General features: G+C 73.3%; 11 protein-coding genes. 6 read left to right on the top strand and 5 right to left on the bottom strand.

What is annotated here, in order from left to right; all coding sequences use genetic code 11:
* Positions 1-10,400, bottom strand: a 10,400-nt coding sequence (locus tag QC282_RS28350; protein ID WP_279552432.1) for a type I polyketide synthase, incomplete at its 3' end; no start/stop codon positions are given.
* Positions 10,401-11,601: 1,201 nt separating this feature from the next.
* On the opposite strand from QC282_RS28350, the gene QC282_RS28345 reads away from it, so the two are divergent.
* Positions 11,602-12,759 (top strand): S1 family peptidase, encoded by a 1,158-nt coding sequence (locus tag QC282_RS28345; protein WP_279552431.1) that lies wholly within the window; start codon positions 11,602-11,604, stop codon positions 12,757-12,759.
* 291 nt (positions 12,760-13,050) lie between these two features.
* Positions 13,051-14,187, top strand: coding sequence for a hypothetical protein (locus tag QC282_RS28340; protein WP_279552430.1), 1,137 nt, complete (start codon positions 13,051-13,053; stop codon positions 14,185-14,187).
* 226 nt (positions 14,188-14,413) lie between these two features.
* On the opposite strand, the gene QC282_RS28335 is transcribed toward QC282_RS28340, so the two are convergent.
* The 3 genes from QC282_RS28335 to QC282_RS28325 form a co-directional block, all read right to left on the bottom strand.
* Positions 14,414-15,100 carry a lytic polysaccharide monooxygenase gene (locus tag QC282_RS28335; RefSeq protein WP_279552429.1) on the bottom strand — a complete coding sequence of 229 codons (687 nt, stop codon included), beginning with the start codon at positions 15,098-15,100 and terminating at the stop codon, positions 14,414-14,416.
* A 200-nt stretch (positions 15,101-15,300) separates the two neighbouring features.
* The gene (locus QC282_RS28330) at positions 15,301-15,474 is read right to left on the bottom strand and encodes a CsbD family protein (RefSeq protein WP_279552428.1); all 174 of its coding nucleotides are present in this window, start codon (positions 15,472-15,474) and stop codon (positions 15,301-15,303) included.
* A gap of 112 nt (positions 15,475-15,586) precedes the next feature.
* A complete protein-coding gene (locus QC282_RS28325; protein ID WP_279552427.1) occupies positions 15,587-17,743 on the bottom strand; it encodes a DUF1996 domain-containing protein in 2,157 nt (718 codons plus the stop codon).
* 289 nt (positions 17,744-18,032) lie between these two features.
* Here QC282_RS28325 and QC282_RS28320 point away from each other — a divergent pair, with 289 nt between their 5' ends.
* Positions 18,033-19,103, top strand: coding sequence for an ABC transporter permease (locus QC282_RS28320; protein WP_279552426.1), 1,071 nt, complete (start codon positions 18,033-18,035; stop codon positions 19,101-19,103).
* Between the two features lie 260 nt (positions 19,104-19,363).
* A complete protein-coding gene (locus QC282_RS28315; protein WP_279552425.1) occupies positions 19,364-20,083 on the top strand; it encodes a lipoprotein in 720 nt (239 codons plus the stop codon).
* A gap of 5 nt (positions 20,084-20,088) precedes the next feature.
* Here QC282_RS28315 and QC282_RS28310 read toward each other — a convergent pair whose 3' ends face one another.
* Complete coding sequence (locus QC282_RS28310; RefSeq protein WP_279552424.1) at positions 20,089-20,934, bottom strand: DUF72 domain-containing protein; 846 nt, start codon at positions 20,932-20,934, stop codon at positions 20,089-20,091.
* A gap of 133 nt (positions 20,935-21,067) precedes the next feature.
* Here QC282_RS28310 and QC282_RS28305 point away from each other — a divergent pair, with 133 nt between their 5' ends.
* Positions 21,068-23,872 (top strand): SpoIIE family protein phosphatase/ATP-binding protein, encoded by a 2,805-nt coding sequence (locus QC282_RS28305; RefSeq protein WP_279552423.1) that lies wholly within the window; start codon positions 21,068-21,070, stop codon positions 23,870-23,872.
* Positions 23,873-23,976: 104 nt separating this feature from the next.
* On the top strand, positions 23,977-25,341 hold the full coding sequence (locus QC282_RS28300) for an FAD-dependent oxidoreductase (RefSeq protein ID WP_279552422.1): 1,365 nt from the start codon (positions 23,977-23,979) through the stop codon (positions 25,339-25,341).
* The last annotated feature ends 77 nt before the right edge of the window (positions 25,342-25,418 follow it).

Raw genomic sequence — 25,418 nt, 5'->3', positions numbered from 1 at the left:
CGGAACGACCGAGACGCATCCACCCCCGACACACCCTCATACCCCAACACCAACGCCACCTGACCCCGCACCAGATCAAGCAGCACCTCACCCCGCTCCACCACATCCAACGGCACCAACCGCTGCAACAGGCTCCCCGCAGCCGCCACCCCCCGACGGCGCGACCGCACCAGGCCGCGGAAGGGAGCGGGGACTTCGGTGAGCTGCCGTACCGTGCGCAGGTCGAGCGGCACGGGCAGGACGACGGCGTCGGGGGTGTTCAGTGCCGCGTCGAAGAGGCTCAGCCCCTGCTCGGCGGTGATCGCCGGTATCCCGAGCGCCGCACTGCGGCCCGGGTCGGCCGTCATACCTCCGGTTTCCTGCTCCCACGGTCCCCACACCAGGGAGACGGCGTCCCGGCCCGTGGCACGACGTATGCGTACGAGTTCGTCGAGGAAGCTGTTGGCCGCGGCGTAGGCGGCCTGGCCGAGGCTGCCGAGGACACCGGCGACGGACGAGAAGGCGACGAACGCGGTGTCGCCGTCGAGCAGTTCGTGCAGGTGCCAGGCGGCATCGGCCTTCGGTCGGAGAACGTCGGCAACGCGTTCGGGGGTCAGCCCGCCGACCAGCCCGTCGTCCAGCACCCCCGCCGCATGCACCACGGCCCGAACCGACCGGCCCTCGACCAACGCGGCCAGCGCCTCACGGTCCGCCACGTCACAGGCCACCACATCAACCGCGGCACCCAACCCACACAGCTCAGCGACCAGTTCACCCGCACCCGGCGCCGCACCACCCCGCCGCGAAACCAGCAGCAACTCCCGCACCCCATGCACCCCCACCAGATGCCGAGCCACCAAAGCACCCAAACCACCCGTACCACCGGTCACCAACACCACACCCGCACCGGAACCAGGACCGACACCCCAACCGGCACCCGCACCGGAGGCAGGACCGACACCCACACCCGCACCGGACCACAACTCCCCCACCCCGGCAGCCGTGTCCGCCGGCGCGGTGCGCACGAGGCGGGGCACCGCCAGGGTGTCTCCGCGCAGTGCCACCTCCGGTTCTCCCTCGGCCAACACGCGCAGCGCGTCGCCGAGTCGGTCCAGTGCTCCGTCCGCGGCGTCCACCGTCCCGAACCGGCCCGGGTATTCGGCCACGGCGGACCGTACGAGACCGCGCACAGCGGCGGAGACGACGGCCGCCGGGCCGCGCGTCACCACGACCAGGCGCGCGTGGCGGAACCGTTCGTCCGCCACCCACGCCTGGACCAGTTCGAGCGCGCGGGAGACTGCGGTGTGGGTGTCCGAGAGGGCATCGGCCGACGGTCCGCCCCCAGAGCCCACCACCGCGACGACGGTCGCAGGCACGGGACCGCTCTCGACGGCGAGTTCGGCAAGCCCGGGGTGCGACCGAACGTCGGGCACCGCCTCCCGCACGGCATCGGCCACAGCGTCCGAGTCGTCACCCACCACGGCAACGGCGGGCAGCGTCCGTCCCGAGGTGAGGACCGGCGCCTCGGTCCACTCCACCGTGAACAGTGAGCCAGTCGCCGGTGCGTCGGCCGCACCGAGCTGGTCGCTGGTCACCGGACGCGTGACCAGGCCCGTCACGTGCGCCACCGGCCGGCCCTCCACGTCGGCCAGATCGACGCTCACCGCGTCGCGCTCACCGTGCCGCACCAGGCGTGCCCGCACCTCGGCCGCGCCGGAGGCATGCACCGACACGCCCTCCCAGACGAACGGCAGCCCCTGCTCCCCCGTACCGCCTGCCGCCGCCGCTACGGCATGCAGCACGGCGTCCAGCAGCGCCGGATGCACTCCGAAACCGCCGACCTCCGTACCGGAGGGCAGAACGACCTCGGCGAACACCTCGTCGCCACGCCGCCACACCCCGCGCAGGCCCCGGAAGTGCGGGCCGTAGGAGAAGCCGGCGTCGGCCAGTTCCTCGTAGAGGTCGCCGATATCGACCGGCTCCGCACCCGTGGGCGGCCACTGGGCGGTGTCGTGCCACGCGGGCCGGACCGGCGTTTCCGTCAACACACCCGACGCGTGCTGCGTCCATACGGCGTCGCCGGACGGGTCGTCGGGACGCGCGTGCACGGTCACGACCCGTCGGCCACCGTCGTCGGCGTCCGCCACCCGCACCTGGACCTGTACGGCCGCGCCCTCGGGCACGACGAGCGGAGCGGCGAGGGTGAGTTCCTCCAGGGTGCCGTACCCGACCTCGTCGCCCGCCCGGACGGCCATCTCGACGAAGGCGGTACCCGGCACGACCGCCCTGCCGAACACCTCGTGATCCGCCAGCCAGGCATGCGTGGCCAGGGACAACCGGCCGGAGAGCACCACGTCGTCGGAGTCGGCCAGGGCCACGGCCGCCCTCAGCATCGGGTGGTCCGCCGCCGCGAGACCGGCGGCGCGCACGTCACCGAGCCCCGGCCCGCCACCCGCCGGCCAGAACCGCTGCCGCTGGAAGGGATACGTCGGTACGTCGACACGCCGGGCGCCGGTGCCGGCGAACACGGCCGGCCAGTCCACGGAGACACCCCGCACGAACAGCCGGCCCAGAGCCGCGAGCAGCGACGCTTCCTCGGCACGGTCCTTGCGCAGCACAGGGACCGCCGCATCGGCTCCCGGCGCCGCTTCGGCCACGAGCGTCGACAGCACACCGTCGGGGCCGAGTTCGAGGAAGCGGGTGACGCCCTGTTCGGTGAGGACACGAACGCCGTCGGCGAAGCGGACGGTCTCACGGACGTGGCGGACCCAGTACTCGGGAGTGTGCAGATCGCCCCCGAGGCCCCCCGTGAGATTCGTGACGACGGGGATGCGCGGCTCGTGGAACTCCAGCGCGGACAGCGCGGCCCGGAAGTCCTCCAGCATCGGGTCCATCAGAGGCGAGTGGAAGGCGTGCGAGACCCGCAGGCGCGTCGTACGACGGCCGGGCAACCCGGCCGCGACGGCCAGGACGGCCTCTTCGGTTCCGGAAAGCACGAGGGACGACGGCCCGTTGATCGCCGCGATCGACACACCGTCACCCAGCAGCGGCGTGACTTCGCCCTCGCCGGCCTCCACGGCCAACATCAAGCCGCCCTCGGGCAACGCCTGCATCAACCGGGCCCGAGCCGACACCAACGCACACGCATCCGCCAGCGACAACACACCCGCCACATGAGCGGCGGCGATCTCACCGACGGAATGCCCGACCAGGTACTTCGCAGTGACGCCGAGAGAGGTGACGAGCCGGAAGAGGGCGACCTCCACGGCGAAGAGAGCGGGCTGCGCGAACTCCGTCCGGTGCAGGGCCGCTTCGTCCTCGCCCCACATCACCCCTCGCAAAGCGGGATCAAGCGCCGCGAGCACGGTGTCCAAGGCCTCGGCGAAGACAGGAAAGCGCTCGTACAATTCCCGCCCCGCGCCGAGCCGTTGGGACCCCTGGCCGGCGAAGAGGAACGCCACCGGCGCCACGTCGTCCGCGACACCACGGGCGACCTCCGTGACGCCGTCCCCGGACGCGAGCAGCACGGCCCGATGCGCGAACCGAGCCCGCCCAACTGCCAGCGAAAACCCGACATCCACCGAAGGGTCACAGTCCCCGAGCTGCTGAAGCAGCTCGTCCAGGGCCCGCTCGGAACGGGCCGACACCACCAGTGGGACAAGCACCCCGTCGGGTCGATCGTCGACCGGCTCGGGCTCCGGACCGGGTTCCGGACCGGCTTCCAGGATCACGTGCGCGTTCGTCCCGCTCAGCCCGAACGACGACACACCCACCCGACGGGCCAGGCCCGTCTCCGGCCAGAGGGTCTCCTCCCGCACCAACTCCACAGCCCCGGCGGACCAGTCGACGTGCGGCGACGGCGCATCGGCGTGCAGACTCGGCGGCACCACTCCGTGCCGCATCGCCATCACGCTCTTGATCACACCCGCCACACCAGCAGCGGCCTGCGTATGCCCCAGGTTCGACTTCACCGAGCCCAGCAACAGAGGACGCTCACGGTCCTGCCCGTACGTCGCAAGGAGGGCCTGCGCCTCAATCGGGTCACCCAGCGTCGTACCGGTCCCGTGCGCCTCCACCACATCCACATCAGCGGGCAACAACCCAGCCGCAGCCAGCGCCTGCCGAATCACCCGCTGCTGAGACGGACCATTCGGCGCCGTCAAACCATTCGACGCACCGTCCTGATTCACCGCACTGCCACGCACCACCGCAAGAACCCGATGCCCGTTCCGAAGCGCATCCGACTCCCGCTCCAGAACCAGAACACCGACACCCTCGGCCCAGCCCACCCCATCAGCCGCATCCGAGAACGCCTTGCACCGGCCGTCCGGCGCCAACCCACCCTGCCGAGAGAACTCCACAAACGTCGTCGGCGTCGACATCACCGTCACACCACCGGCCAACGCCAGCGAACACTCCCCCGACCTCAACGCCTGCGCAGCCAAATGCACCGCCACCAACGACGACGAACACGCCGTGTCAATGGAAACCGTCGGCCCCTCCAGCCCGAGCGTGTACGCGATCCGCCCGGAGGCGATGCTCATCGCGCTGCCATTGCCGCGCAGGCCTTCGAATTCGCGGCTGTCGAGGAGGAGGCCGTAGTCGTTGTACATGACGCCGGCGAAGACGCCGGTCCGGCTGCCGCGCAGTGAGGTCGGGTCGATTCCGGCCCGCTCGATCGCCTCCCACGACGACTCCAGCAGCAACCGCTGCTGAGCATCCGTCGCCAACGCCTCACGCGGACTCATCCCGAAAAACTCGGGATCGAATTCCCCCGCACCGGCCAGGAATCCGCCCGCACGAGTCGACGACGTCCCGGCGTGCTCACTATCCGGGTGATACAGCCGCTCCAGATCCCACCCGCGGTCGGAGGGGAATTCCGATACCGCATCGCCGCCTTCGGACACCAGCCGCCACAAATCCTCGGGCGGAGCCACCCCACCCGGGAAACGGCACGCCATCCCGACAATCACGACCGGATCATCCGCGACGGACGGCAGACGCTCGGCAACAGACGGCGGCGCCGCCTCAGCCCGGGCCCCCAGCACCTCACCCAGCAAAAACTCCGCCAGCCGATCCACCGTCGGATAATCAAAAACCAGCGTCGCCGGAAGCCGCAGACCCGTCACCGCCTGCAACCCATTACGCAACTCAACCGCGAGCAACGAATCAAAACCCAAATCCCGGAACGACCGAGACGCATCCACCCCCGACGCACCCTCATACCCCAACACCAACGCCACCTGACCCCGCACCAGATCAAGCAGCACCTCACCCCGCTCCACCACATCCAACGGCTGCAGCTGGCGCACGAGGTCCCGCACTCCGGCGCTCCGGCCCGCGACGCGTCGGCGCGGGCGCACGAGGCCGCGCAGGAGGTCGGGTACGTCGCCGCCGACCTGCGCGGACCGCAGGTCGAGCGGTACGGGCAGGACGACGCCGGCTCCGCTGGCCATGGCCGCGTCGAACAGCGCGAGACCTTCCTCGGCCGACACCGGACGCAGCACGCCGCCCGCCCCGGGTGCGGCGGACATGCCGGCGCCCTCGATGTGCCAGGGGCCCCAGACCAGCGAGGTGGCGTTGAGTCCGTGGCTCCGGCGGTGGGTGGCGAGGGCGTCGAGGTAGGCGTTGGCGGCGGCGTAGGCGGTCTGGCCGACGGTTCCGAAGGTGCCGGCGGCGGAGGAGAAGAGAACGAACTTCTCGACGTCCGGGAGGAGTTCGTGCAGGTGTCGGGCGGCGTCGGCCTTCGGGGCGAGGACTGCGGCCAGTCGCTCCGTCGTCAGCCCACCGACCAGCCCGTCGTCCAGCATCCCCGCCGCATGCACCACCGACCGAATCGACCGGCCCTCGACCAACGCGGCCAGCGCCTCACGGTCCGCCACGTCACAGGCCACCACCTCAACCGCGGCACCCAACCCACACAGCTCAGCGACCAGTTCACCCGCACCCGGCGCCGCACCACCCCGCCGCGAAACCAGCAACAACTCCCGCACCCCATGCACCCGCACCAGATGCCGAGCCACCAAAGCACCCAAACCACCCGTACCACCAGTCACCAACACCACACCCGCACCGGACCACAACTCCCCCACCCCGGCAGCCGTGTCCGCCGACGCGGTGCGCACGAGGCGGGGGACGACCACTGCGCCGTCCAGCAGGGCGGTCTCCCGTTCGCCGGTGGCGAGGGCCCGCAGGAGTCGTGGGCCGTCGGCCGGTTCGGTGCCCAGGTCGAGCACGGCGATCCGGCCGGGGTGTTCGGCCTCCGCCGCGCGCAGCAGGCCGCGGACGGCGGCGGTCGTCGGGTTCTGGTCGCGGAGTGCGACGACCAGTCGGGAGTGGCGGAAGCGGTCGTCGCCGACCCAGCGCTGGACGAGGGCGAGGACGCGTCCGGTCGACGCGTGCAGGTCGGCGGCGGTGTCCGGGTCGGCCGTCCCGACGGTGACCGGGACGAGCACGGTGTCCGGCGGCGTCACCGCCGGGTTGCCCGGCCTCGGCGCGGTGAGGGCGTCGGGCGCCACCGTCGTCAGGTCGTCCGCCAGGGCGTCGGGCGTCGCCGCCGTCAGGCTGTCCGCCAGGGCGTCGAGCCCGGCGTACCGGCTCACGGAGCCCGGTGCGACCGCCCTGTCGAGGGCTTCGGCGATCTCCCCGGCCGACGCGTCGTCCTCCGGCCCGGTGACGGCCAGGGCGAGCGTGCCGCCGTAGGGCGTGGTGGCCGGTGCGGTGGTCCAGTCGACCCGGTACAGGGAGTCGGTTGCCGGGGTGACGGCGGCGGTGTCGAGAGGGCGGGTGGCCAGCGTGTCCACGGTGAGGACGGGGGCGCCGGTGCCGTCCAGGACGTCCAATTTCAGCGCGCCGTCGCCGTGAGGTGTGAGGCGGGCACGTACCTCGGTGGCGCCCGACGCGTGCAGGTGGACGCCCTCCCAGACAAAGGGCACGCCGAGGCGGCCCGTGCCGCCGTGGGCGGAGGCGTGCAGGACGGCATCGAGCAGAGCGGGGTGCAGGCCGAACCCGGCGGTCCTGTTTCCCTCGGGCAGGACGGCTTCGGCGTAGAGCTCGTCGCCCCGGCGCCACAGGGCGCGCAGGCCGCGGAAGGACGGTCCGTAGGAGAAGCCTGTCTCGGCGAGCGTGTCGTAGAGGTCGCCGGTGTCGACGGGTTCGGCGCCCGCCGGCGGCCAGTGGCCGGTGTCGAAGGCGTTCGCCCGGCCGCTGTCGAAGGCGTTCGCCCGGTCGGTGTCGTCGGGTGGGGTGAGGCGGCCGGTGGCGTGCGGGGTCCACGGGAGGTCGTCGTGGCCGTCGGGACGGGCGTAGATCGTGACGGGGCGGTCGCCGGCGTGGTCGGGGCCGCCGACGAAGGTCTGGATCTGGACGGCGCCGTGTTCGGGGAGTTCGAGGGGGGTGGGGAGGGTCAGTTCGGTGACGCGGTCGCAGCCGAACTCGTCGCCCGCGCGGAGGGCGAGTTCCACGAAGGCCGCGCCGGGCAGGAGGGTCCGGCCGCCGACACGGTGGTCGGCGAGCCAGCGGTGGGTGGCGAGGGAGATGCGGCCGGACAGGAGGGCGCCGTCGGAGTCGGCGAGGGCGACGGCCGCGCCGAGCAGGCCGTGCTCGGCGGGGGCGAGGCCGACGGCTCGTACGTCCCCCGCGGCACCGCCGACGCCGGCGGCGGGCCAGAAGCGCCGGCGCTGGAAGGCGTAGGTGGGCAGGTCGACGTGGCGGGCGGGGGTGTCGTCGCCGAAGTAGCGGGGCCAGTCGACGCGGGCGCCCGTGGCGTGCAGCGGGGCCAGGGCCGTGGCCACCGCCGTGGCCTCCGGGGTGTCCTTGCGCAGGACGGGCAGGGCGACGCACTGGTCCCCGGCCGACTCGGGCACGAGCCCGGTGAGGGCGCCGTCGGGGCCGAGTTCGACGAATCGGGTGACGCCGTGCTCCGCGAGCGCGCGGATGCCGTCGGCGAAGCGGACGGTCTCGCGGACGTGGCGGACCCAGTAGTCGGGTGACCGCAGGTCGCCCGGGCCGGCCGGGGCGCCGGTGAGGTTGGAGACGACCGGGATGCGGGGCTCGTGGAACTCCAGGGCGGACAGCGCCTCCCGGAAGTCGTCCAGCATCGGGTCCATCAGCGGCGAGTGGAAGGCGTGCGAGACCCGCAGGGGGGTGGTCCGGTGTCCCTCGGCGGCGAGCCGGGCCGCGATCCCGGCGACGGCGTCGGAAGGGCCGGAAAGGACGACGGACGTGGGGCTGTTGACTGCGGCGACCGCGACCGCGACGGCGGCGTCGTCGGTCAGGTGGGGGCGGACCTGCTCCTCGGAGGCGCGGACGGCCGTCATGGCGCCGCCGGCCGGCAGGTCCTGCATCAGGCGGGCGCGGGCGGTGACGAGCGTGCAGGCGTCGGCGAGGGAGAGGACACCGGCGACGTGCGCCGCGGTCACCTCGCCGACCGAGTGACCGGCCACGAAGTCGGGTCGTACGCCCCAGGATTCGAGCAGCCGGAACAGGGCCGTCTCTACGGCGAACAGGGCCGGCTGGGCGGTCCCGGTACGGTTCAGGGCGGCCTCGTCCGAACCCCACATGGCTTCGCGGACGCCGGGCTCCAGGAGCGCGAGCGTCTCGTCCAGCGCGGTGGCGAAGACCGGCTGGGTCTCGTACAACTGCCGTCCCATACCGAGGCGTTGGGCGCCCTGTCCGGAGAAGAGAAAGGCGGTGGGGGCGTCGGTGGCGGCGTGCCGGACGAGGCCGGGGGCCGGTTCCCCTGCCGCGAGGGCGGTCAGCGCCGCGGTGACCGTCTCGTGGTCGGCGGCGATGAACGCCGCGCGGTGCTCGAAGGCGGTCCGGCTCGTGGCGAGGGCGCGGGCCAGGTCGGGCACGGGCGCCGGGGTGTCCGCCCGGCCGAGGGCGGTCAGCAGACGGGCGGCCTGCCCTGCCAGGGCGTGCGGGGTGCGCCCGGACAGCACGAGCGGAACCGGCGTCGCCGTCACCTCGGTCGCCGGTACGACGGTGTCGGCGGGCGCCTGCCCAACGGATGCCGGTACGCCCGTGCCGGCAGCAGGCGCCCGCCCGACAGCCCCGTGGGCGTCGATGTCGGCGGGCGCCTGCTCGATGACGGCGTGGGCGTTGGTGCCGCTGATACCGAAGGACGAGACGGCGGCTCGGCGCGGCTGCCCGGTGGCGGGCCAAGGCGTGTTCTCGGTGACGAGGCGCACGGTGCCGTCGGACCAGTCGACGTGCGCGTTGGGCTCGTTGACGTGGAGGGTGCGGGGCAGGACGCCGTGCAGGATCGCCTGCACCATCTTGATGACGCCGGCGACACCGGCGGCGGCCTGGGTGTGGCTCAGGTTGGACTTGACCGAGCCGAGGAGCAGCGGGCGGTCGGCGGGCCTGCCCCTGCCGTACGTGGCGAACAGGGCCTGCGCCTCGACGGGGTCGCCGAGGGCGGTGGCGGTGCCGTGCGCCTCGACGGCGTCGATCTGGTCGGCGGAGAGCCGGGCGTTGAGGAGGGCCTGCTCGATGACGCGCTGCTGGGAGGGCCCGTTGGGGGCGGTGAGGCCGTTGGAGGCGCCGTCCTGGTTGACGGCGGAGCCCCGGACCACGGCGAGGACGCGGTGGCCGTTGCGGCGGGCGTCGGAGAGCCGTTCCAGCAGCAGGACGCCGACGCCCTCGGACCAGCCGGTGCCGTCGGCGGAGTCGTCGAAGGAGCGGCACAGCCCGTCCGGCGAGAGCCCGCCCTGCCTGCCGAACTCCAGGTGGGTGGACGGGCTCGACATGACGGTGACGCCGCCGGCGAGCGCCAGGCCGCACTCGCCGGTGCGCAGGGCGTGCCCGGCGAGGTGGAGGGCGACGAGGGAGGAGGAGCAGGCGGTGTCGACGGTGAGGGCGGGGCCGGTCAGGCCGAGGGTGTAGGCGATGCGGCCGGACAGGACGCTGCCCGCGTTGCCGGTGAGGTGCAGGCCCTGGGCGCCGTCCTCGGTCCCGGCGCGGTACTCCTGGGCCATGGCGCCCATGAAGACGGCGGTCTCGGTGCCGCGCAGGGTGGTGGGGTCGATCCCGGCGGACTCGACGGCCTCCCAGGTGGACTCCAGCACGATCCGCTGCTGGGGGTCCATGGCGACCGCTTCGCGCGGGGAGATCCCGAAGAACTCGGCGTCGAAGTCGGGGGCGTCGTACAGGAATCCGCCGCCGGACGCGGCGGCGGACACCGCCCGGAGGTCCCAGCCGCGGTCGTCGGGGAAGGGGCCGATGCCGTGCTCGCCGTCGACGAGCAGCCGCCACAGGCCGTCGGGGTCGGTCACGCCGCCCGGGTAGCGGCAGGCCATGCCGATGACGGCGATGGGCTCGTGGGCGGCGGCCTCCAGGTCCTGGACGCGTTGCCTGCTGTGCCGCAGGTCGGCGGTGGCCCGCTTCAGGTAGTCCCTGAGCTTCTGTTCGTTGTCCATCTCAAGTCACCTCGACAGCGGTTACCGAGCGGGATGTCCCGTGGAGTCGTCCGGCGGCACGGACCGGGCCTGCGCGTGAACCGACGGAGAGACGTCACGCGCAGGGCGGTCGCCTCCGGGGGAAGGCGACCGCCCCTTGGGTGACCCGGCGGCTGGACGCATGGGGTGGGCGCGGCCTCGGGTCACGTCTGTTCTTCCGCGGGCTCTCTCGGGTGCGGCACGCGGCAAGTCTGTGGCGCGACGCACGGGAAAATCCCTAGTAACGCGGCGACCGCGCACCATCGGCCGGGCTGCCCCGGCGAGGGCGGACGGGCCTCCCGTGTACGGCGGCACACGGCGCGTCCGCCGGGGCGCGCGAGCGTCGCCGAGCGGCCATCCAACCGCCCACGCGAGCCAGGCGGCAACGCAACCGGCATGCGAGCGCGTACCGAACGACTACGCAACCGGCACGCAAAGCCGTACCGAGCCACGACGCAAAGGGCACGCGAAGCCGTGCCGATCGACTACTCAACCGGCGCGCGAGGCTGTGCCGTACGACGACGCAACCGGCACACGACCGCCAGCCGTACCCGATCCACCGCCACCCGACCGCCAGCCGCACGCGACCCACCCCCACCCGACCGCCAGCCGCACGCGACCCACCCCCACCCGACCGCCAGCCGCACGCGGTCCACCCCCACCCGACTCCCAGCCGTACGCAACCCACCGGCGTGCGGCCGCCTCCTCCGACGAAGGCGGCCACACGCCGTTCCGCGCCGCCCGAGGGGGTCGCGGCGCGGTCTCGCCTCGCGTGCCGGTCGGCGGCCCGGGTGGGCTCGCCACAGGCCGGGGGTGCCTGTTCCGTTCCCGGCACGGGGCGGCAGACCGAGCGTCTCGGACGGGCGGCGGCTCCGCATCCGTTTCCGAGGAAGATCCGTATGCGTAGGGACGGCGGGGGCGCCCCGGCCCCGACCCCCCGGCCCCCCGGCCCGGGATACGTATCCGTCCGCTTCACGGGGCGGCGTTCCGGCTGCGGCGGGAGCGCCGGGCGACTGCCGGAGGTCTCGTTCCGCCACGTCGGCCGACTGTCACACGTGAGCCAAAATTGGCATGGACCTGCTCATGATCAACAGCTACACTCCGCGTTGAGAGCGCTCTCAGAGTTCTGCCGTTCCACCCCCACCTCCGCTGGAACAACGAAGGGCAACTCCCCGTGAGACGCATGCCACGTACCGTCCTGGCCCTGACCGCGATGTTCGTGCTCGGCAGCACGGCCGCCGCGCAGGCCCTCCCCACCGCCGACGGCACCTCTTCCAAAGCCGCCTCCGCCACCGAACAGCGGGCCTCGGCCGGTCTGCTCGCCGCCATGGAGCGCGACCTGGGCCTGACCCCGGCGCAGGCCGAGGCCCGGCTCGACGCCGAGGAGAAGGCGACCGCGCTGGAGCCGAAGGCACGGCGCACCGCCGGCGCCGCCTACGGCGGTTCCTGGTTCGACGCGGCCACCGGCCGGCTGACGGTCGCCGTCACCGACGACGCCTCCCCCACGGCCGTCCGCGAGCTGCGCGCTGCCGGCGTCACCGTGCGCACCGCCGAGCACACCGCCGAGGAGCTCGACGCGACGAAGGCCCGCATCGACAAGCTGTCCGCGCCCGCCGGCGTGAGCAGCTGGCACGTCGACCCGAAGGCCGGCACGGTCGTGGTCGGTGTCGTGCGCGGCGAGCGCGAGGACGCGGACGTGCGGCGGTTCCTGGAGCGCGCCCGCGAGGCCGGTCCGGTCACCGTCAAGGAGACGGCGGCGACACCCCGGACGTTCGCGGCCGGAACCGTCGGCGGCGACCCCTACTACACGGGGAACGTCCGCTGCTCCATCGGCTTCTCCGTGCACGGCGGCTTCGTCACCGCGGGCCACTGCGGCGGGGTCGGCCAGAGCGTGAGCGGCTGGGACCGGACGTACATCGGCAACTTCCAGGGCTCCTCGTTCCCGGACAACGACTACGCCTGGGTCAACGTCGGCAGCGGCTGGTGGACGGTGCCGGTCGTGCTCGGCTGGGGCACCGTGCCCGACCAGCTCGTGCGCGGCTCGGCGGAAGCGCCCATCGGCGCCTCCATCTGCCGTTCGGGTTCGACGACCCACTGGCACTGCGGCAGGGTCCTGGCCAAGAACGAGACGGTCAACTACAGCCAGGGCGCGGTGCACCAGATGACCAAGACCAGTGTCTGCGCCGAACCCGGCGACTCGGGCGGCTCGTTCATCAGCGGCGACCAGGCGCAGGGCGTCACCTCCGGCGGCTGGGGCAACTGCAGCGGCGGCGGCGAGACCTGGTTCCAGCCGGTCAACGAGATCCTCAACCGGTACGGACTGAGGCTCCACACGGCCTGACGCACGGCCGCACGGCGGCGGGCCCGCGGAGCGCGAGCACCGGGCCCGCCGACTACCGCGGGCGGGCCAAACCCTCTCTCTTCCGGCCCGGGGCCGCCGACTGCCGCGGGCGGGCCGGATCCTCTCTCTTCCGGCCGGGGGCACGGAGGTTCGGGCGGCGGCGCGTGTCACCCCCGTGCGCCACCCGGGTGGCGGGCCGCGGTGGGCGGGCCTAGGAATGGTCTAGGCAACACGCGTGCCGCATGTCGGGGGCGCAGGAGCGGCGGCCGCACGACTCCCCATGGAGCACAAATGACCACCGGCCCCAACACATCTCCGTCGAATCCGATCGCGACGGCCGTCTCCGGACCGCCGCCGCCCGTCGAACCGCTTACCTTCGCCACGCCGCCCCACCACGGCCCCGTGGCCCCTCCGGACCACCCACCGGCCGGGGGCGAAGGCCGCGATCCCGTCGGCGATCTGGTGCACACCGCCGTCAGCGACCGCCCCCTGGACGAGGTCGTCCGCCTCGTCACCCTGCTGGAGGAGTCGCCCGAGTACGCGCAGACGGTCGTGGAGGTACTCCGGGCCGCCGCCGTGGACCGTCCCGTGGAGGACGTCGCCCGGCTGGTGGCGGAGCTGACCCGGCCGCCGCGTGACGCGGACAGCGCGGACGCGACGATCCGCGCGGCGATCGAGAACCGTGACGTCGAGGACGTGACACGTCTGATGTCCCTGCTGCACCGAGCGCCCCTGCAGCCGCACTGCGGCGAGGAGGCCGTCCGGGCCGCCGCGACCGGCCGACCGGTCGAGGAGCTCGTCGAACTCATCGGGCGCCTCACCGAGGAGCAGAGCCGGCACACGGGCGGGGCGACCCGGCAGCCCGACCCCTCGACCGCCCCGGTCCGGGAGACGATCACGAGCAGCGGACTGTCGCCCGGCTCCACCCCCGTCATGCCCACGGGCAAGCCCGCTCGGGTCCGCGCCCGGGAGCAGTCGCCCCGAATACCCGGCGACCAGCCCGACCGGCCCCTGTTCTGGCCGAGTTGGCTCGCCGCGGCGGCCCTGCTCGTGTGTGCCGCGGCCTGCTTCCCGCTGCACCGCGACGGCGCGCCCTTCCTCTCCTACGCCGTGCCCCTGACCGCGTCCGCGGCGTGTGTCGTCCTGGCCCTGCTGGTCGCCTTCCGGCCCAGCATCCCGCTGCTCGCGGCGGGCGCCGTCGTACCGGCGGGTCTGGCCGGTCTGGTCCTGCTGGAGGACCGGGTCAGGTCGACCACGCTCACCCGGGCGGTGGAGCTCATGCTCGCCCCGCCCTGGAGCGCCGGACTCACCGCCGTGTGCGCGTCGCTGGCGTCCCTGGCGGCACTGCTCCTGCTGCTGATGGTGCAGGTGGCGGACAGGCAGCCGGCGCCCCGGAGCGCGGCGGGTCAGGCCGTCGCGCCGGACTGACCACCACGGCCCCCGGGCCCTGGGCCCAGGGGGTGCTCCCGTCACCGGTGCCCCGCCGGACGCGGCTCGTCCGGCGGGGCGCCGGCCCACCTCAAGACCGGTGCCGGAAACGAGGCCGGGGCCGGGGCCATGACCACGCTCCGGTCCCGACCGGGACGGTTCCCGACGGTTCCCGGCGGCTCCAAACAGGTCCGGACTGGTCCGGACGGTTCCAAACGGGTCCGGATCAGCGGAAGTTCACGTCACTGCACAGGAAGTACGTCTGGTCCATGTGCGACGCCTGCCAGATGGTGTACACGACGTGGCGGCCGCTGTAGCCGGACGTGCTCACCGGGATCTCGTAGTTCTGGCTGGGGGCGTACTTGCCGGTGCGGGCGACCAGCTGGAGGTCGTTCCAGGTGAGCGGCTGGGTGGTGGGGTCGAAGCCCTGCCGGGTGACGTACACCTGGATGTAGTCGGCGCCGTGGCTGGCCTGGTCGTGCAGCTTCACGGTGAAGTTGCTGCCGACGTCCGTGGTCTTCCACGGGCCCACGGCGTCCAGGGAGTTGTACCGGCCGCCCTCGGTCCGGCCGCCGCTGCACAGCTGGCCGTTGGGGACGACCGACTGGAAGTTGCCCCCGGAGCCGTTGCGGTACAGGCCGTTCCAGTTCCACATGGCGTTGGGGTTGTCCTGCCATGCCTGCCAGCACATGGGGTCCTGCTGTGCCATGGCGGGGTTCTGGAAGTCGCTGCCCCAGCGGAGCCAGCAGCCGTAGTTGCGGGACGCCGGGTCGATGACCGAGCCGTGGGCGACGGCGGTACCGCTCCAGGGCACGAGGGCGACGAGCAGTGCGGTGAGCGCGCTCAGGAGCAGGGCGAGCCGGGTGCGGGGGCCACGATCGCCGCGCACTTGATCATGCGCATGACAAGACATGATCTCCTCTTTCGGATCTTTGGGTCTTTCGTGGATGGGGGGATGTTGAACGTGGGAGCGCTCCCGCAGTCAGGCTGCGCGCTCCGAAACTCAACCGCAACATTCGATCGCGCCACTTTCACGCCGCCGTTGGCGCGTTCGTCACGGCAAGGGCGAGGGGCCCGTCCGCGTGGACGGGCCCCTCGCCGGGTGAGCCGGAGTCAGTGCCGGAACGCGTCCTTGGCCTTCTCCTTGGCCTGTCGGGCGTCGCCCTTCATCTGGTCGGTGCGACCCTCGGTCTCCAGCCGCTCGTCACCCGTCGCGCGGCCGACGGCCTCCTTGCCCTTGCCCTTGAGCTGATCCATCTTGGCCTTGCTCTTCTTCTCCCGTGCCACAGTCACTCACCTCGACCTGCGTTGGGCGATACGGTCGTCGCGGTCCGGGTGCACCCGTTCCGGAACTGCCGTCCGGGTGCACCGTGCGGCGCGGTTGAAACACGGACCGGCGTCACATCGCGCGGCGCCTGGTCCGCACGAGCAGGACACAGCCCGCGGCCAGCAGGACGCCCCCGGCCGCCGCCGGCCACAGGCCGAGCCCGGCGCCCGTGTCGGCGAGCCCGCCCTGCGCCTGCGGTGCGGTCCGCGCGGGGGCCGAGGAGGTCACGCCGCCCGCCGGCGCGGACGCCGCGGCTTCGCCGCCGTTGTCACCGGTGGTCCCGGACCGGGCGGGGTCCGGCGCGGTGGTGACCGCGCGGGGCACGGCGTCACCGGTCGGCCTCACCGGGTCGGCCGTGGCCCCGGGAGCGCGGGTGAGGTCGGACCGTTCGGCGGGCCCGGCGGTCTGCTCACCGGCGTCACCGCCGCCCTGCCCGCCGTCCTGACCGGCCCCGTCCTCCTGACCGGCCTCGTCGCCCTGCTCCTCCTTGCCGTTCCCTTGGTCCTTGCCCTCTCCCTGATCCGTGCCGCCTCCCTGGTCCTCGCCGCCCTCGTCGCCGTTGCCGTCCTGCGGTGCCTCGGGGGCGGCCGTCGGGCTCTCGGGGGCGGTGGTCGGCGTGTCGGTGGGCTCGCCGGGCTCCTCCGTCGGCTCCGGGGACTCCTCGCCCGCTCCGTCGCCGGGTTCCTGAGGGGCGGCGTCCGGACCGCACTCGCGGCCCTCGTTGATGCAGTCGACCATCTCCCGCATCAGGTTTTCGTCGAAGACGTTGATGAAGTCACCGTGGTCGGTCACCGGCTTGTGCAACTGTTCCGGGAAGGAGTCCACCGCGAACAGCGGCGTCGTACGGCCGCCGTCCTCGACGCTGGGCCGGTCCACGTCGTACACGATCCGCTGCACCAGCTGCGGAATCGCCCGGAACCCCTCGGGGCAGGTGCCGTCGGCGGCGGCGAACGCCACGTGGGTGCGGTGGTTGGCGCTGTCGATGTTCCGGCCGTCCCAGCAGCTCTGGAAGCGGAAGGTGCGCACCACGTCGCTGCCGTCCGGGCACAGCGGGTACTTGTCCTTCAGCTGCCGGTCCTCGAACCCGGTGCAGCTCCAGGAGGCGTTGGCGTTGGCCGTGCCGTTGACGAACGCCTTGGCGTCGCCGGTGATGATGCGCAGCAGCCGGGGCATGGCCGTGACCTCGCCGCGCGGGCTGCCGACGAAGGTGAGCGTCACGTCCTCCGGGGTGACGATCTCGCCGGCGTTGCCCTCGATGCCGCCACCGGGTGCGGCGGCGTCCTGCTCCTGCTTGCCGTTCTGCAGTCGCAGCACGGGCCAGTAGTAGGCGGACTTGTCGCCCTCGTCGGCGCAGCTGGTGTCGGCGCCGACGAGTTGCTCGTCGTCGGAGAAGGCGTTGGTGGCCTGGTTGCCGATGTAGTCGTGGAAGTGGTGGGCGCCGTTGCTGACGCCCGGGGCGGCGATGACGTTGTCCGAGTTGAACAGGCCGTTCGCGTTCACGCCGCACTCGGTGCTGAACGTGCCGCGGGAGGCGTCCTGCTCCTGGCCGCCCTGGGCCGCCGCGCCGGGCTGGACGGTGGTGATGTCCGCGTAGTCCGCCGCGACGGGCCCGTTGCCGGCCTGGCCGCCGTTGTCGGGCGGCTGTCCGGCTTCGCCGCCGCCTTCCTCGCCGGCCTGATCGCCCTGGTCGCCCTCGTCGCCCTGACCGTCGCCGACCGCGTCCCGGACGTCCTGGCCCGCCTCGCCGGCGGGTTCGGCGCCGCGCAGGGAGCAGTCGGCGAGCGCGTCCAGGCCCTGCGGCCGGTCGCCCACCCGGTCGATGGCCGCGGCGATGCGCTCGATGGTCCCGGCGCGCCGCTTCTCCAGCGGCTGGACGATCGTGCCGTCGGGGTCCGCGGCGGCGCCGCCGTCCTGCCGCGCGGCCCCGGCGGCGTCCTGGAGTTTCTTGTAGGCGTCGGCGATCTGTTCGTCGAGCGCGGCGAGTTCACCGTCGACGTCGCCCTTCGCCTGCTCCGGAACCTCCGTCAGGCGGCTGCCGACGTCGGGGCAGTCGATCGTGGCGGCGCCGGTCGGCCAGGCGGACGACGCGCCGGTGCCGTCCGGACCGGCCTCGGTGGCGGAGGCGTACACGTTGACCGCCACCAGGCCACCGCCGCCCAGGATCAGGGCGATGGCTGCGGAGGTCGCGCGTCGTGCGCCGGTCGGGCGTCTGCGCGTGTTGCGTCCCAAGGCGTGCTCCTACACATCGGTGGGGGCTCGGGCAGTCGAGTGCCTTCGCCCCATACGGATGCCGGAGGCGGAGTGTTCAGAGGTCCCGGGAATCGACTCGAACCTCTTACGACACGGGAGGCGGAGAGAGCCTGCCGCCTGCCGCCGACTCACCGCTCGGCTGGGGCAGTTGACGCGGCCGGAAACGGACGGCGGACGCAAGGGACGACGCCGGGGCGGGCCTGGCCCGCGCCCACCGCCGAATCCCGGAACCCCGGAACCCCGGAACCCCGAAGCTAACGTGTCCCCCATGTCCGACATGTCACGCGGTGCTCATGGTGTCCACGGCAAGTCCCCGACGCGCGAGCAGCGGTGGGCGAGGTTCAAGGAGTCGCCCCTGCTCCCGGCCACCGTGCTGGTGCTGATCCTGGCGGCGGCCGCGGGCCTGTTCGCCGGTTCCTACACCTACTCCATGGCGGACCCCACTCCGCATTCCATCCCCGTCGCGGTCGTCGGCTCGTACGAGCAGGACCGGGGCAAGGCGTTCCTCGACGGCATGGAGAAGGCGCTCAACGCCTCGGTGAAGGTGCACCCCTACCCCGGTGTCGGAGCGGCGCGGGCGGCGATCGACGAGCAGGAGGTCTTCGCGGTCTTCGACGTACGGGACGACGGCCGGTCCGTCGTCCTGGAACTGTCGGGCGCGTCCGGGGCGACGGTGGCCGAGGTGCTCGGCGAGGCGGCACCGGCCGTCGGCAGGCGGACGGGCGTGGCGGTCACCGTCCGGGACATCAAACCCCTCCAGGAGGGCGATCCGCGCGGGCTGGCCATCTTCTACGTCTCCCTCGCCGCCGTCATCATCGGCTTCGTCGGCGCGATCCAGCTGAGCGTGCACGCGCGGGCGCTCACCCCGCCGGAACGGGTCGCGTTCACGGCCGCGTACGCGATGCTCGGGGCGTTCGCCATCGCGGCGGCCGTGGACTGGCTGCTCGGCGCGCTGGACCTGCCCTTCGCCGAGTCGTGGGCGATCCTCGCGCTGACCATGTTCGCGAGCGGCATGGTGTTCACCATGTTCAACACCCTCGTCGGACGCTGGGCGATGCTGCCGACCTGGGGCCTGATGGTCCTGCTCGGCAATCCGTCGTCGGGCGGCGCGGTGTCCTGGCCGCTGCTGCCGTCGCCGCTCGGCGCGATCGGCCGGTGGCTGCCGCCCGGCGCGTCGGTCAACGCCCAGCACACGGCCGTGTACTTCCCCGGGCACGAGCACGCCTTCCCGTTCCTGGTGCTGGCCGGATGGGCGCTGGTGTCCTGCGCGGTGTTCTGGATCTGGCGGCACCGCCACCCCGGCAGCCGCGAGACGGGACCGGCGCACGCGGCCGGGTGAGGGGGCACGCGGGCCCAGGCGACGACGGCGGACGGTGACCGGTCGGGCGGCGGGCGGTGACCCACCGGAAGGCGGGCGGTGGCCGGTCGGGCGGCGGGCGATGGCCCGTCGGAAGACAGGGAGGCAGTGACCAGTCGCGCGGCAGGCGGCGGCCCGTCGGAAGGCAGGCGGTCCCCGGTGCGGGAAGCGGGCGGTCCCCGCAGGTCGGGGCGGTCGCCCTCGGCTACAGTGTGCCGCTCGTACCGAGAGGGGTCACAGGGGTGGGGAACGTGGGGCGCGGAGCCGTGTGCGCGGCGCTGCTGGTGGGGGTTCTGACGGGCTGTTCGACGGACGGCGGCGGCTCGGGGGACGCCGGGGCGGACGCGAAGCCGTCGGTGAGCACGTCGCCGGCGGCGGGCGGCGCAGCCGAGGTCGCCGGGAGCGGCGGCCGGATCGGCGCGGCCGGATCGGCGTGCCGGCTGCCGGTGACCTTCGACGTCGCGGCGGACTGGAAGGCCGAGTCCGTGGACGGCGTGACGGACGGGCCCGGCGGCACCGGCGGCTCCGGCGGCACCGGCGGCTCCGGCGACGCGGACGACGAACTGGCCCGGGAGGTCGCCGACGCGCTCCTGCGCCAGGGGCCGGTCACGGCCGCCTGCGAGATCGACGCCAAGCCGGCCGGGCACATCGGGTTCCTGCGCGTGTGGACCGGCGAACCGGACGCCGGCGACGCCCGGACCGTGCTGGAGGACTTCGTCGCCGCCGAGGACGGTGCGAGCGGGGCGGCGTACCGGACCTTCACCAGCGGCGGGCTCGACGGTGCGGAGGTGACGTACCGGTACACGAGCGAGCTCCTCGACGAGACGAAGGAGGAGCGCGCCCTCGCCGTCGCGACGCCGGACGGCCCGGTCGTCCTGCACCTCGGCGGTATGGACAGCGAGGAGCACGAGGCGATGCTCCCCGCGTACGAACTCGCCAAGCGGACGCTGCGCCTGCCCTGACGGCGTCAGCGGTCCAGCAGGTCGCGCATCCGCTCGGCGGCGCGTACGGACGCGTCGCCGCAGCAGTTGTTGAACAGCACGTGCACCCGCTCGGTCCGCTCCGCGAGGCGGTGCACACGGGGCACCCACTCGCGCAGTTCGGCGTCGTCGTACCGGTGGCGGAACCGGTCCTCCTTGCTGCCGGTGCCCCAGGCAGCGCTGCGGCCGTGGAAGCGCACGACGGACAGGCGCGGACAGGTCACGGGCGTGACGGGCGGGAGGGAGGCCGGCAGGGACGGCGCCATGTCCACCGCGACGGCGGCGAATCCGCACTGCCGCAGCAGCCCGGCCGTCCCGTCCCGCTGGTCCTCCCGCCACCAGTCGGGGTGGCGGAACTCGACACTGACGGGCCATCCGGCGGTCCGCGCGGCGCACTGTTCGAGGAAGTCCCGGGAGCGCGGGCCGGGCCGGAACCACGGCGGGAACTGGAACAGCACGGCGCCGAGCCGGCCGGCCCGGCGCAGCGGTTCCACGCCGGCGGCGAACCGCGCCCACACCTCGTCCAGCACGCGCGGGTCCCCCGCGTCGGCGGGCAGACCGTCCGGCAGCAGGGACGGGCGGGTCCGATGGCCCGTCAGCAGGGAGAAGGCCTTCACGTCGAACACGAAACCGTCGGGGGTGCGCTCCGCCCACAGCCCGCTGTTGCGTTCACTCGGCAGGGCGTAGTAGCTCGCGTCCACCTCGACGATCCGGAACCGCCCGGCGTAGTACCGCAGCCGTTTCTCGGCGTCACGCCAACCGGTGGGATACCAGCCGCTGCCGACCAGCATCCGGTCCGTCCACGAACAGGTACCGACAAGGATCTCACCCATCCGGGGCGGTTACCCGCTCGGACGGCCGATGAGCGGTCACGCGGAGGCGACGTGCGCCACTCCACGGACCGCGGCCCGTCACCGTGTGTGATGCCCCTCGCCTCCCGGGGCCGTGCAGTGTAGACATGAGCACATGGTCCGACTGATGGGTCGCTCCGGGACCCGGTCGACCCGGCGCGCCGGCGGTCCCATGCGGCGCGCGCCGGACCGGGTGCCCGACGGGCAGCGGCAGGACGGGGAGCGGCCCCGATGGCTGCGTGCCACGGGGCTGCGGTCGGTGCTGCGCGGGCGCAGCGTCGCCGGGCAGGTGTTCCTGCTCGTCGTGGTGATCGTGCTGCTCCTGGTGCTGTCGGCGGTCGCGGCGCTGGTGCTCCAGGTGCGGCACGACAGCGACGATGAGGCCCGCAACCGTTCGCTCGCCGTCGCCGAGACGTTCGCCAACGCGCCGGGCACCCGGGAGGCACTCGACGCCCCCGATCCCACGGCCGTGCTGCAGCCCCGCGCGGAGGCGGCCCGCAGACAGGCGAGGGTCGACTTCGTGGTCGTCATGAACACCGACGGCATCCGCTACACCCATCCCAAACCGGACCGCATCGGCAAGAAGTTCGTCGGCACCCTCGGCCCGGCGCTGGCGGGACGGAGCATGACCGAGGAGGTCGACGGCACCATCGGCCCCCTGGTGCAGGCGGTCGTGCCGGTCAAGGCTCCCGACGGGCGGGTCGTCGGCCTGGTCTCCGCGGGCATCACCACCGCGCACGTGGGCGGCGCCACCGCACGTCAGCTGCCGCTGGTGCTGGCGACGGCGGGCGCGGCGCTGGCCCTGGCCACGGCGGGCGCGGCGCTGGTGAGCCGGCGGCTGCTGCGCCAGACGCGCGGCCTGGGCCCGCACGAGATGACCCGGATGTACGAGCACCACGACGCCGTGCTGCACGCCGTCAAGGAGGGCGTGCTCATCGTGGACGGCGACGGCACCCTGCTCCTCGCCAACGACGAGGCGCGCCGGCTGCTCGGCCTGCCCGACGACGCCGAGGGCCGGCACGTGCTCGCCCTGTCCCTCGATCCGGACACCGCCGACCTGCTGTCCTCCGGGCGCGTCGCCACCGACGAGGTGCATCTGGTGAAAGACCGGCTGCTGGCCATCAACCAGCGGCCCACGGACCGCGGCGGCGGCCCGCCCGGCAGCGTCGCCACCCTGCGCGACTCCACGGAGCTGCGGGCCCTGTCCGGCCGCGCCGAGGAGGCGCGGGAGCGCCTCAACATGCTGTACGAGGCGGGCGTGGGCATCGGTACCAGCCTGGACGTCACCCGCACCGCCGAGGAGCTGGCGGAGCTGGCCGTGCCGCGGTTCGCGGACTTCCTCACGGTGGACCTGTTCGACACGGTGCTCGGCGGCGGCCAGCCCGACGCGACGGCCGTGCTGCGCCGCACGGCGCTCGCCGGGATCCGCAAGGACGCCCCGCTGTACGGCGTCGGCGACCGCATCCGGTTCGTGGAGTCGTCCCCGCAGGGCCGCAGTCTGAGCACCGGGCAGACGCTGCTGGAGCCGGACCTCGGCCGGGCGGCGGGCTGGCGGGCGCAGGACTTCGAACGCTCCGGGCAGATCGTGGAGTACGGCATCCACTCGCTGATCACGGTGCCGCTGCGGGCGGGTGCGCTGGTGCTGGGCGTGGTGAGCTTCTGGCGGTCCGAGAAGCCGGAGCCGTTCGACGCGGACGAGGTGGCGCTCGCGGAGGAACTGGTCGCGCGGGCGGCGGTGTCCATCGACAACGCGCGGCGCTACACGCGCGAGCACAGCATGGCGGTGACGCTCCAGCGGAGCCTGCTGCCGCGGCGGCTGCCCGAGCAGGACGCCCTGGACGTGGCCTACCGCTATCTGCCGGCGCAGGCCGGGGTGGGCGGCGACTGGTTCGACGTACTGCCGCTGTCCGGTGCCCGGGTGGCGCTCGTGGTGGGTGACGTGGTCGGGCACGGCCTGCACGCGGCGGCGACGATGGGCCGGCTGCGTACGGCGGTGCACAACTTCTCCGCGCTGGACCTGCCGCCCGACGAGTTGCTCACGCTCCTCGACGAGCTGGTGGGGCGCATCGACCAGGACGAGGCGGCCGAGGGAGGCACCGCGCCGGTCACGGGCGCGACCTGCCTGTACGCGGTCTACGACCCGGTGTCCCGGCGCTGCACGGTCGCGCGGGCCGGGCATCCGCCGCCCGCCCTGGTGCGTCCGGACGGGCGTGTGGAGTTCCTGGAGGTGCCGGCCGGTCCGCCGCTGGGGCTCGGCGGGCTGCCGTTCGAGACGGCGGAGCTGGACCTGGCGGAGGGCAGCAGGCTGGTGCTCTACACGGACGGGCTGGTGGAAGACCGCACCCGGGACATCGACGTCGGCCTGGAGTTGCTGCGCACGGCCCTTGAGGGGGCGGGCCCGTCGCCCGAGGAGACCTGCCAGGCCGTGCTGGACGCCCGGGTGCCGTCCCGGTCGACCGACGACATCGCGCTGCTCGTGGCGCGCACCCGGGCGCTGGGCGCCGACCGGATCGCGCAGTGGCCGGTGCCACCGGACCCGGCGGCCGTCGGCGAGGTGCGCTCGGCGGTGAGCCGGCGGCTGTCGGAGTGGGGGCTGGACGAACTGGCCTTCACCACCGAGCTGATCCTCAGCGAGCTGGTCACCAACGCGATCCGGTACGGCGGTTCGCCCATCCACGTGCGGGTGCTGCGGGACCGGAACCTGATCTGCGAGGTGTTCGACGGCAGCAGCACCTCGCCGCACCTGCGCTACGCGGCGATGACCGACGAGGGCGGGCGGGGCCTGTTCCTGGTGGCGCAGCTCACGGAACGCTGGGGCACGCGGTACACGCCGGGCGGCAAGGTCATCTGGGCGGAGCAGGCGCTGCCGCGGCCGGGCGCGGAGCCGGCGCTCCCCCTGTTCGACTTTGACCTGCCATAAGCGGGCCTTATGGGCTCATAGACCGGACCCGCGTACCAACTTAGGCTTGCCTTAGCTTAGGCTTCCCGTCGAGTCGCCTGTCACCGCTCGAAGGGAACCTGATCATGCCCCGCCCGCTGCGGGTAGCCATCGTCGGATCCGGCCCGGCCGGGATCTACGCCGCCGACGCGTTGCTCAAGTCCGACGTCGCCTCCGAACCCGGCGTGTCCATCGACATCTTCGAGCGCATGCCCGCCCCGTTCGGGCTGATCCGCTACGGCGTGGCCCCGGACCACCCCCGGATCAAGGGCATCATCACGGCCCTGCACCAGGTGCTCGACAAGCCGCAGATCCGCCTCTTCGGCAACGTGGACTACCCCTCCGACATCAGCCTGGACGACCTGCGCGCGTTCTACGACGGTGTCATCTTCGCGACCGGCGCCACCGCCGACCGGGCGCTGCCCATCCCCGGCATCGACCTCGAAGGCTCCTACGGCGCCGCTGACTTCGTCTCCTGGTACGACGGCCACCCGGACGTGCCGCGCACCTGGCCCCTGGAGGCGGAGAAGGTCGCCGTGCTCGGCGTCGGCAACGTCGCCCTGGACGTGGCGCGCATCCTCGCCAAGACGGCCGACGAGCTGCTGCCGACCGAGATCCCGCCGAACGTCTACGAGGGCCTGAAGGCCAACAAGGCGCTGGAGATCCACGTGTTCGGCCGGCGCGGCCCGGCGCAGGCGAAGTTCAGCCCGATGGAGCTGCGGGAGCTGGACCACTCCCCCACCATCGAGGTCGTCGTCAATCCCGAGGACATCGACTACGACGACGGCTCGATCGCGACCCGGCGCGGCAACAAGCAGGCCGACATGGTCGCCAAGACCCTGGAGAACTGGGCGATCCGCGACGCCGGCGACCGGCCGCACAAGCTGTTCCTGCACTTCTTCGAGTCGCCCACCGAGATCCTCGGCGCGGACGGCCGGGTCGTCGGCCTGCGCACCGAGCGCACCGAGCTGGACGGCACCGGCAACGTCCGGGGCACCGGGAAGTTCACCGACTGGGACGTCACCGCGGTGTACCGGGCGGTCGGCTACCTGTCCGACAAGCTCCCCAAGCTGCCCTGGGACATCGACTCGGGCACCGTGCCGGACAAGGGCGGCCGGGTCGTCGAGGAAAGCGGGGAGCACCTCCGGTCGACGTATGTCACCGGCTGGATCCGGCGCGGCCCGGTGGGTCTGATCGGGCACACCAAGGGCGACGCCAACGAGACGGTGGCGAATCTGCTGGACGACTTCGCGAACGGCCGGCTGCACACGCCGGACGCGCCCGAGCCGGAGGCGGTGGACGCGTTCCTCGCCGAGCACGACGTCCGCTTCACGACGTGGGACGGCTGGTACCGGCTGGACGCGGCCGAGAAGGCGCTGGGCGAGCCGCAGGGCCGCGAGCGTGTGAAGATCGTCGAGCGCGAGGACATGCTGCGGGCCAGCGGCGCGTAACCTGCCCGCGCAGGGCGCCGACATCGGCAAAGGGCCTGGAGGCACCACCTCCGGGCCCTTTCGCATGCCCCGCCGGG

The organism is Streptomyces sp. DH24 (genome assembly GCF_029813775.1).
Taxonomy (GTDB): Bacteria; Actinomycetota; Actinomycetes; order Streptomycetales; family Streptomycetaceae; genus Streptomyces.
This window is presented reverse-complemented; position numbering and strand designations above follow the sequence as displayed.

Bases quoted from the DNA above. Each gene is read 5' to 3' on its own strand.
- QC282_RS28300 (WP_279552422.1), top strand. From the start codon at position 23,977: ATGCCCCGCCCGCTGCGGGTAGCCATCGTCGGATCCGGCCCGGCCGGG.
- QC282_RS28305 (WP_279552423.1), top strand. From the start codon at position 21,068: ATGGTCCGACTGATGGGTCGCTCCGGGACCCGGTCGACCCGGCGCGCC.
- QC282_RS28335 (WP_279552429.1), bottom strand. From the start codon at position 15,100: ATGTCTTGTCATGCGCATGATCAAGTGCGCGGCGATCGTGGCCCCCGC.
- QC282_RS28320 (WP_279552426.1), top strand. From the start codon at position 18,033: ATGTCCGACATGTCACGCGGTGCTCATGGTGTCCACGGCAAGTCCCCG.
- QC282_RS28345 (WP_279552431.1), top strand. From the start codon at position 11,602: ATGCCACGTACCGTCCTGGCCCTGACCGCGATGTTCGTGCTCGGCAGC.
- QC282_RS28340 (WP_279552430.1), top strand. From the start codon at position 13,051: ATGACCACCGGCCCCAACACATCTCCGTCGAATCCGATCGCGACGGCC.
- QC282_RS28310 (WP_279552424.1), bottom strand. From the start codon at position 20,934: ATGGGTGAGATCCTTGTCGGTACCTGTTCGTGGACGGACCGGATGCTG.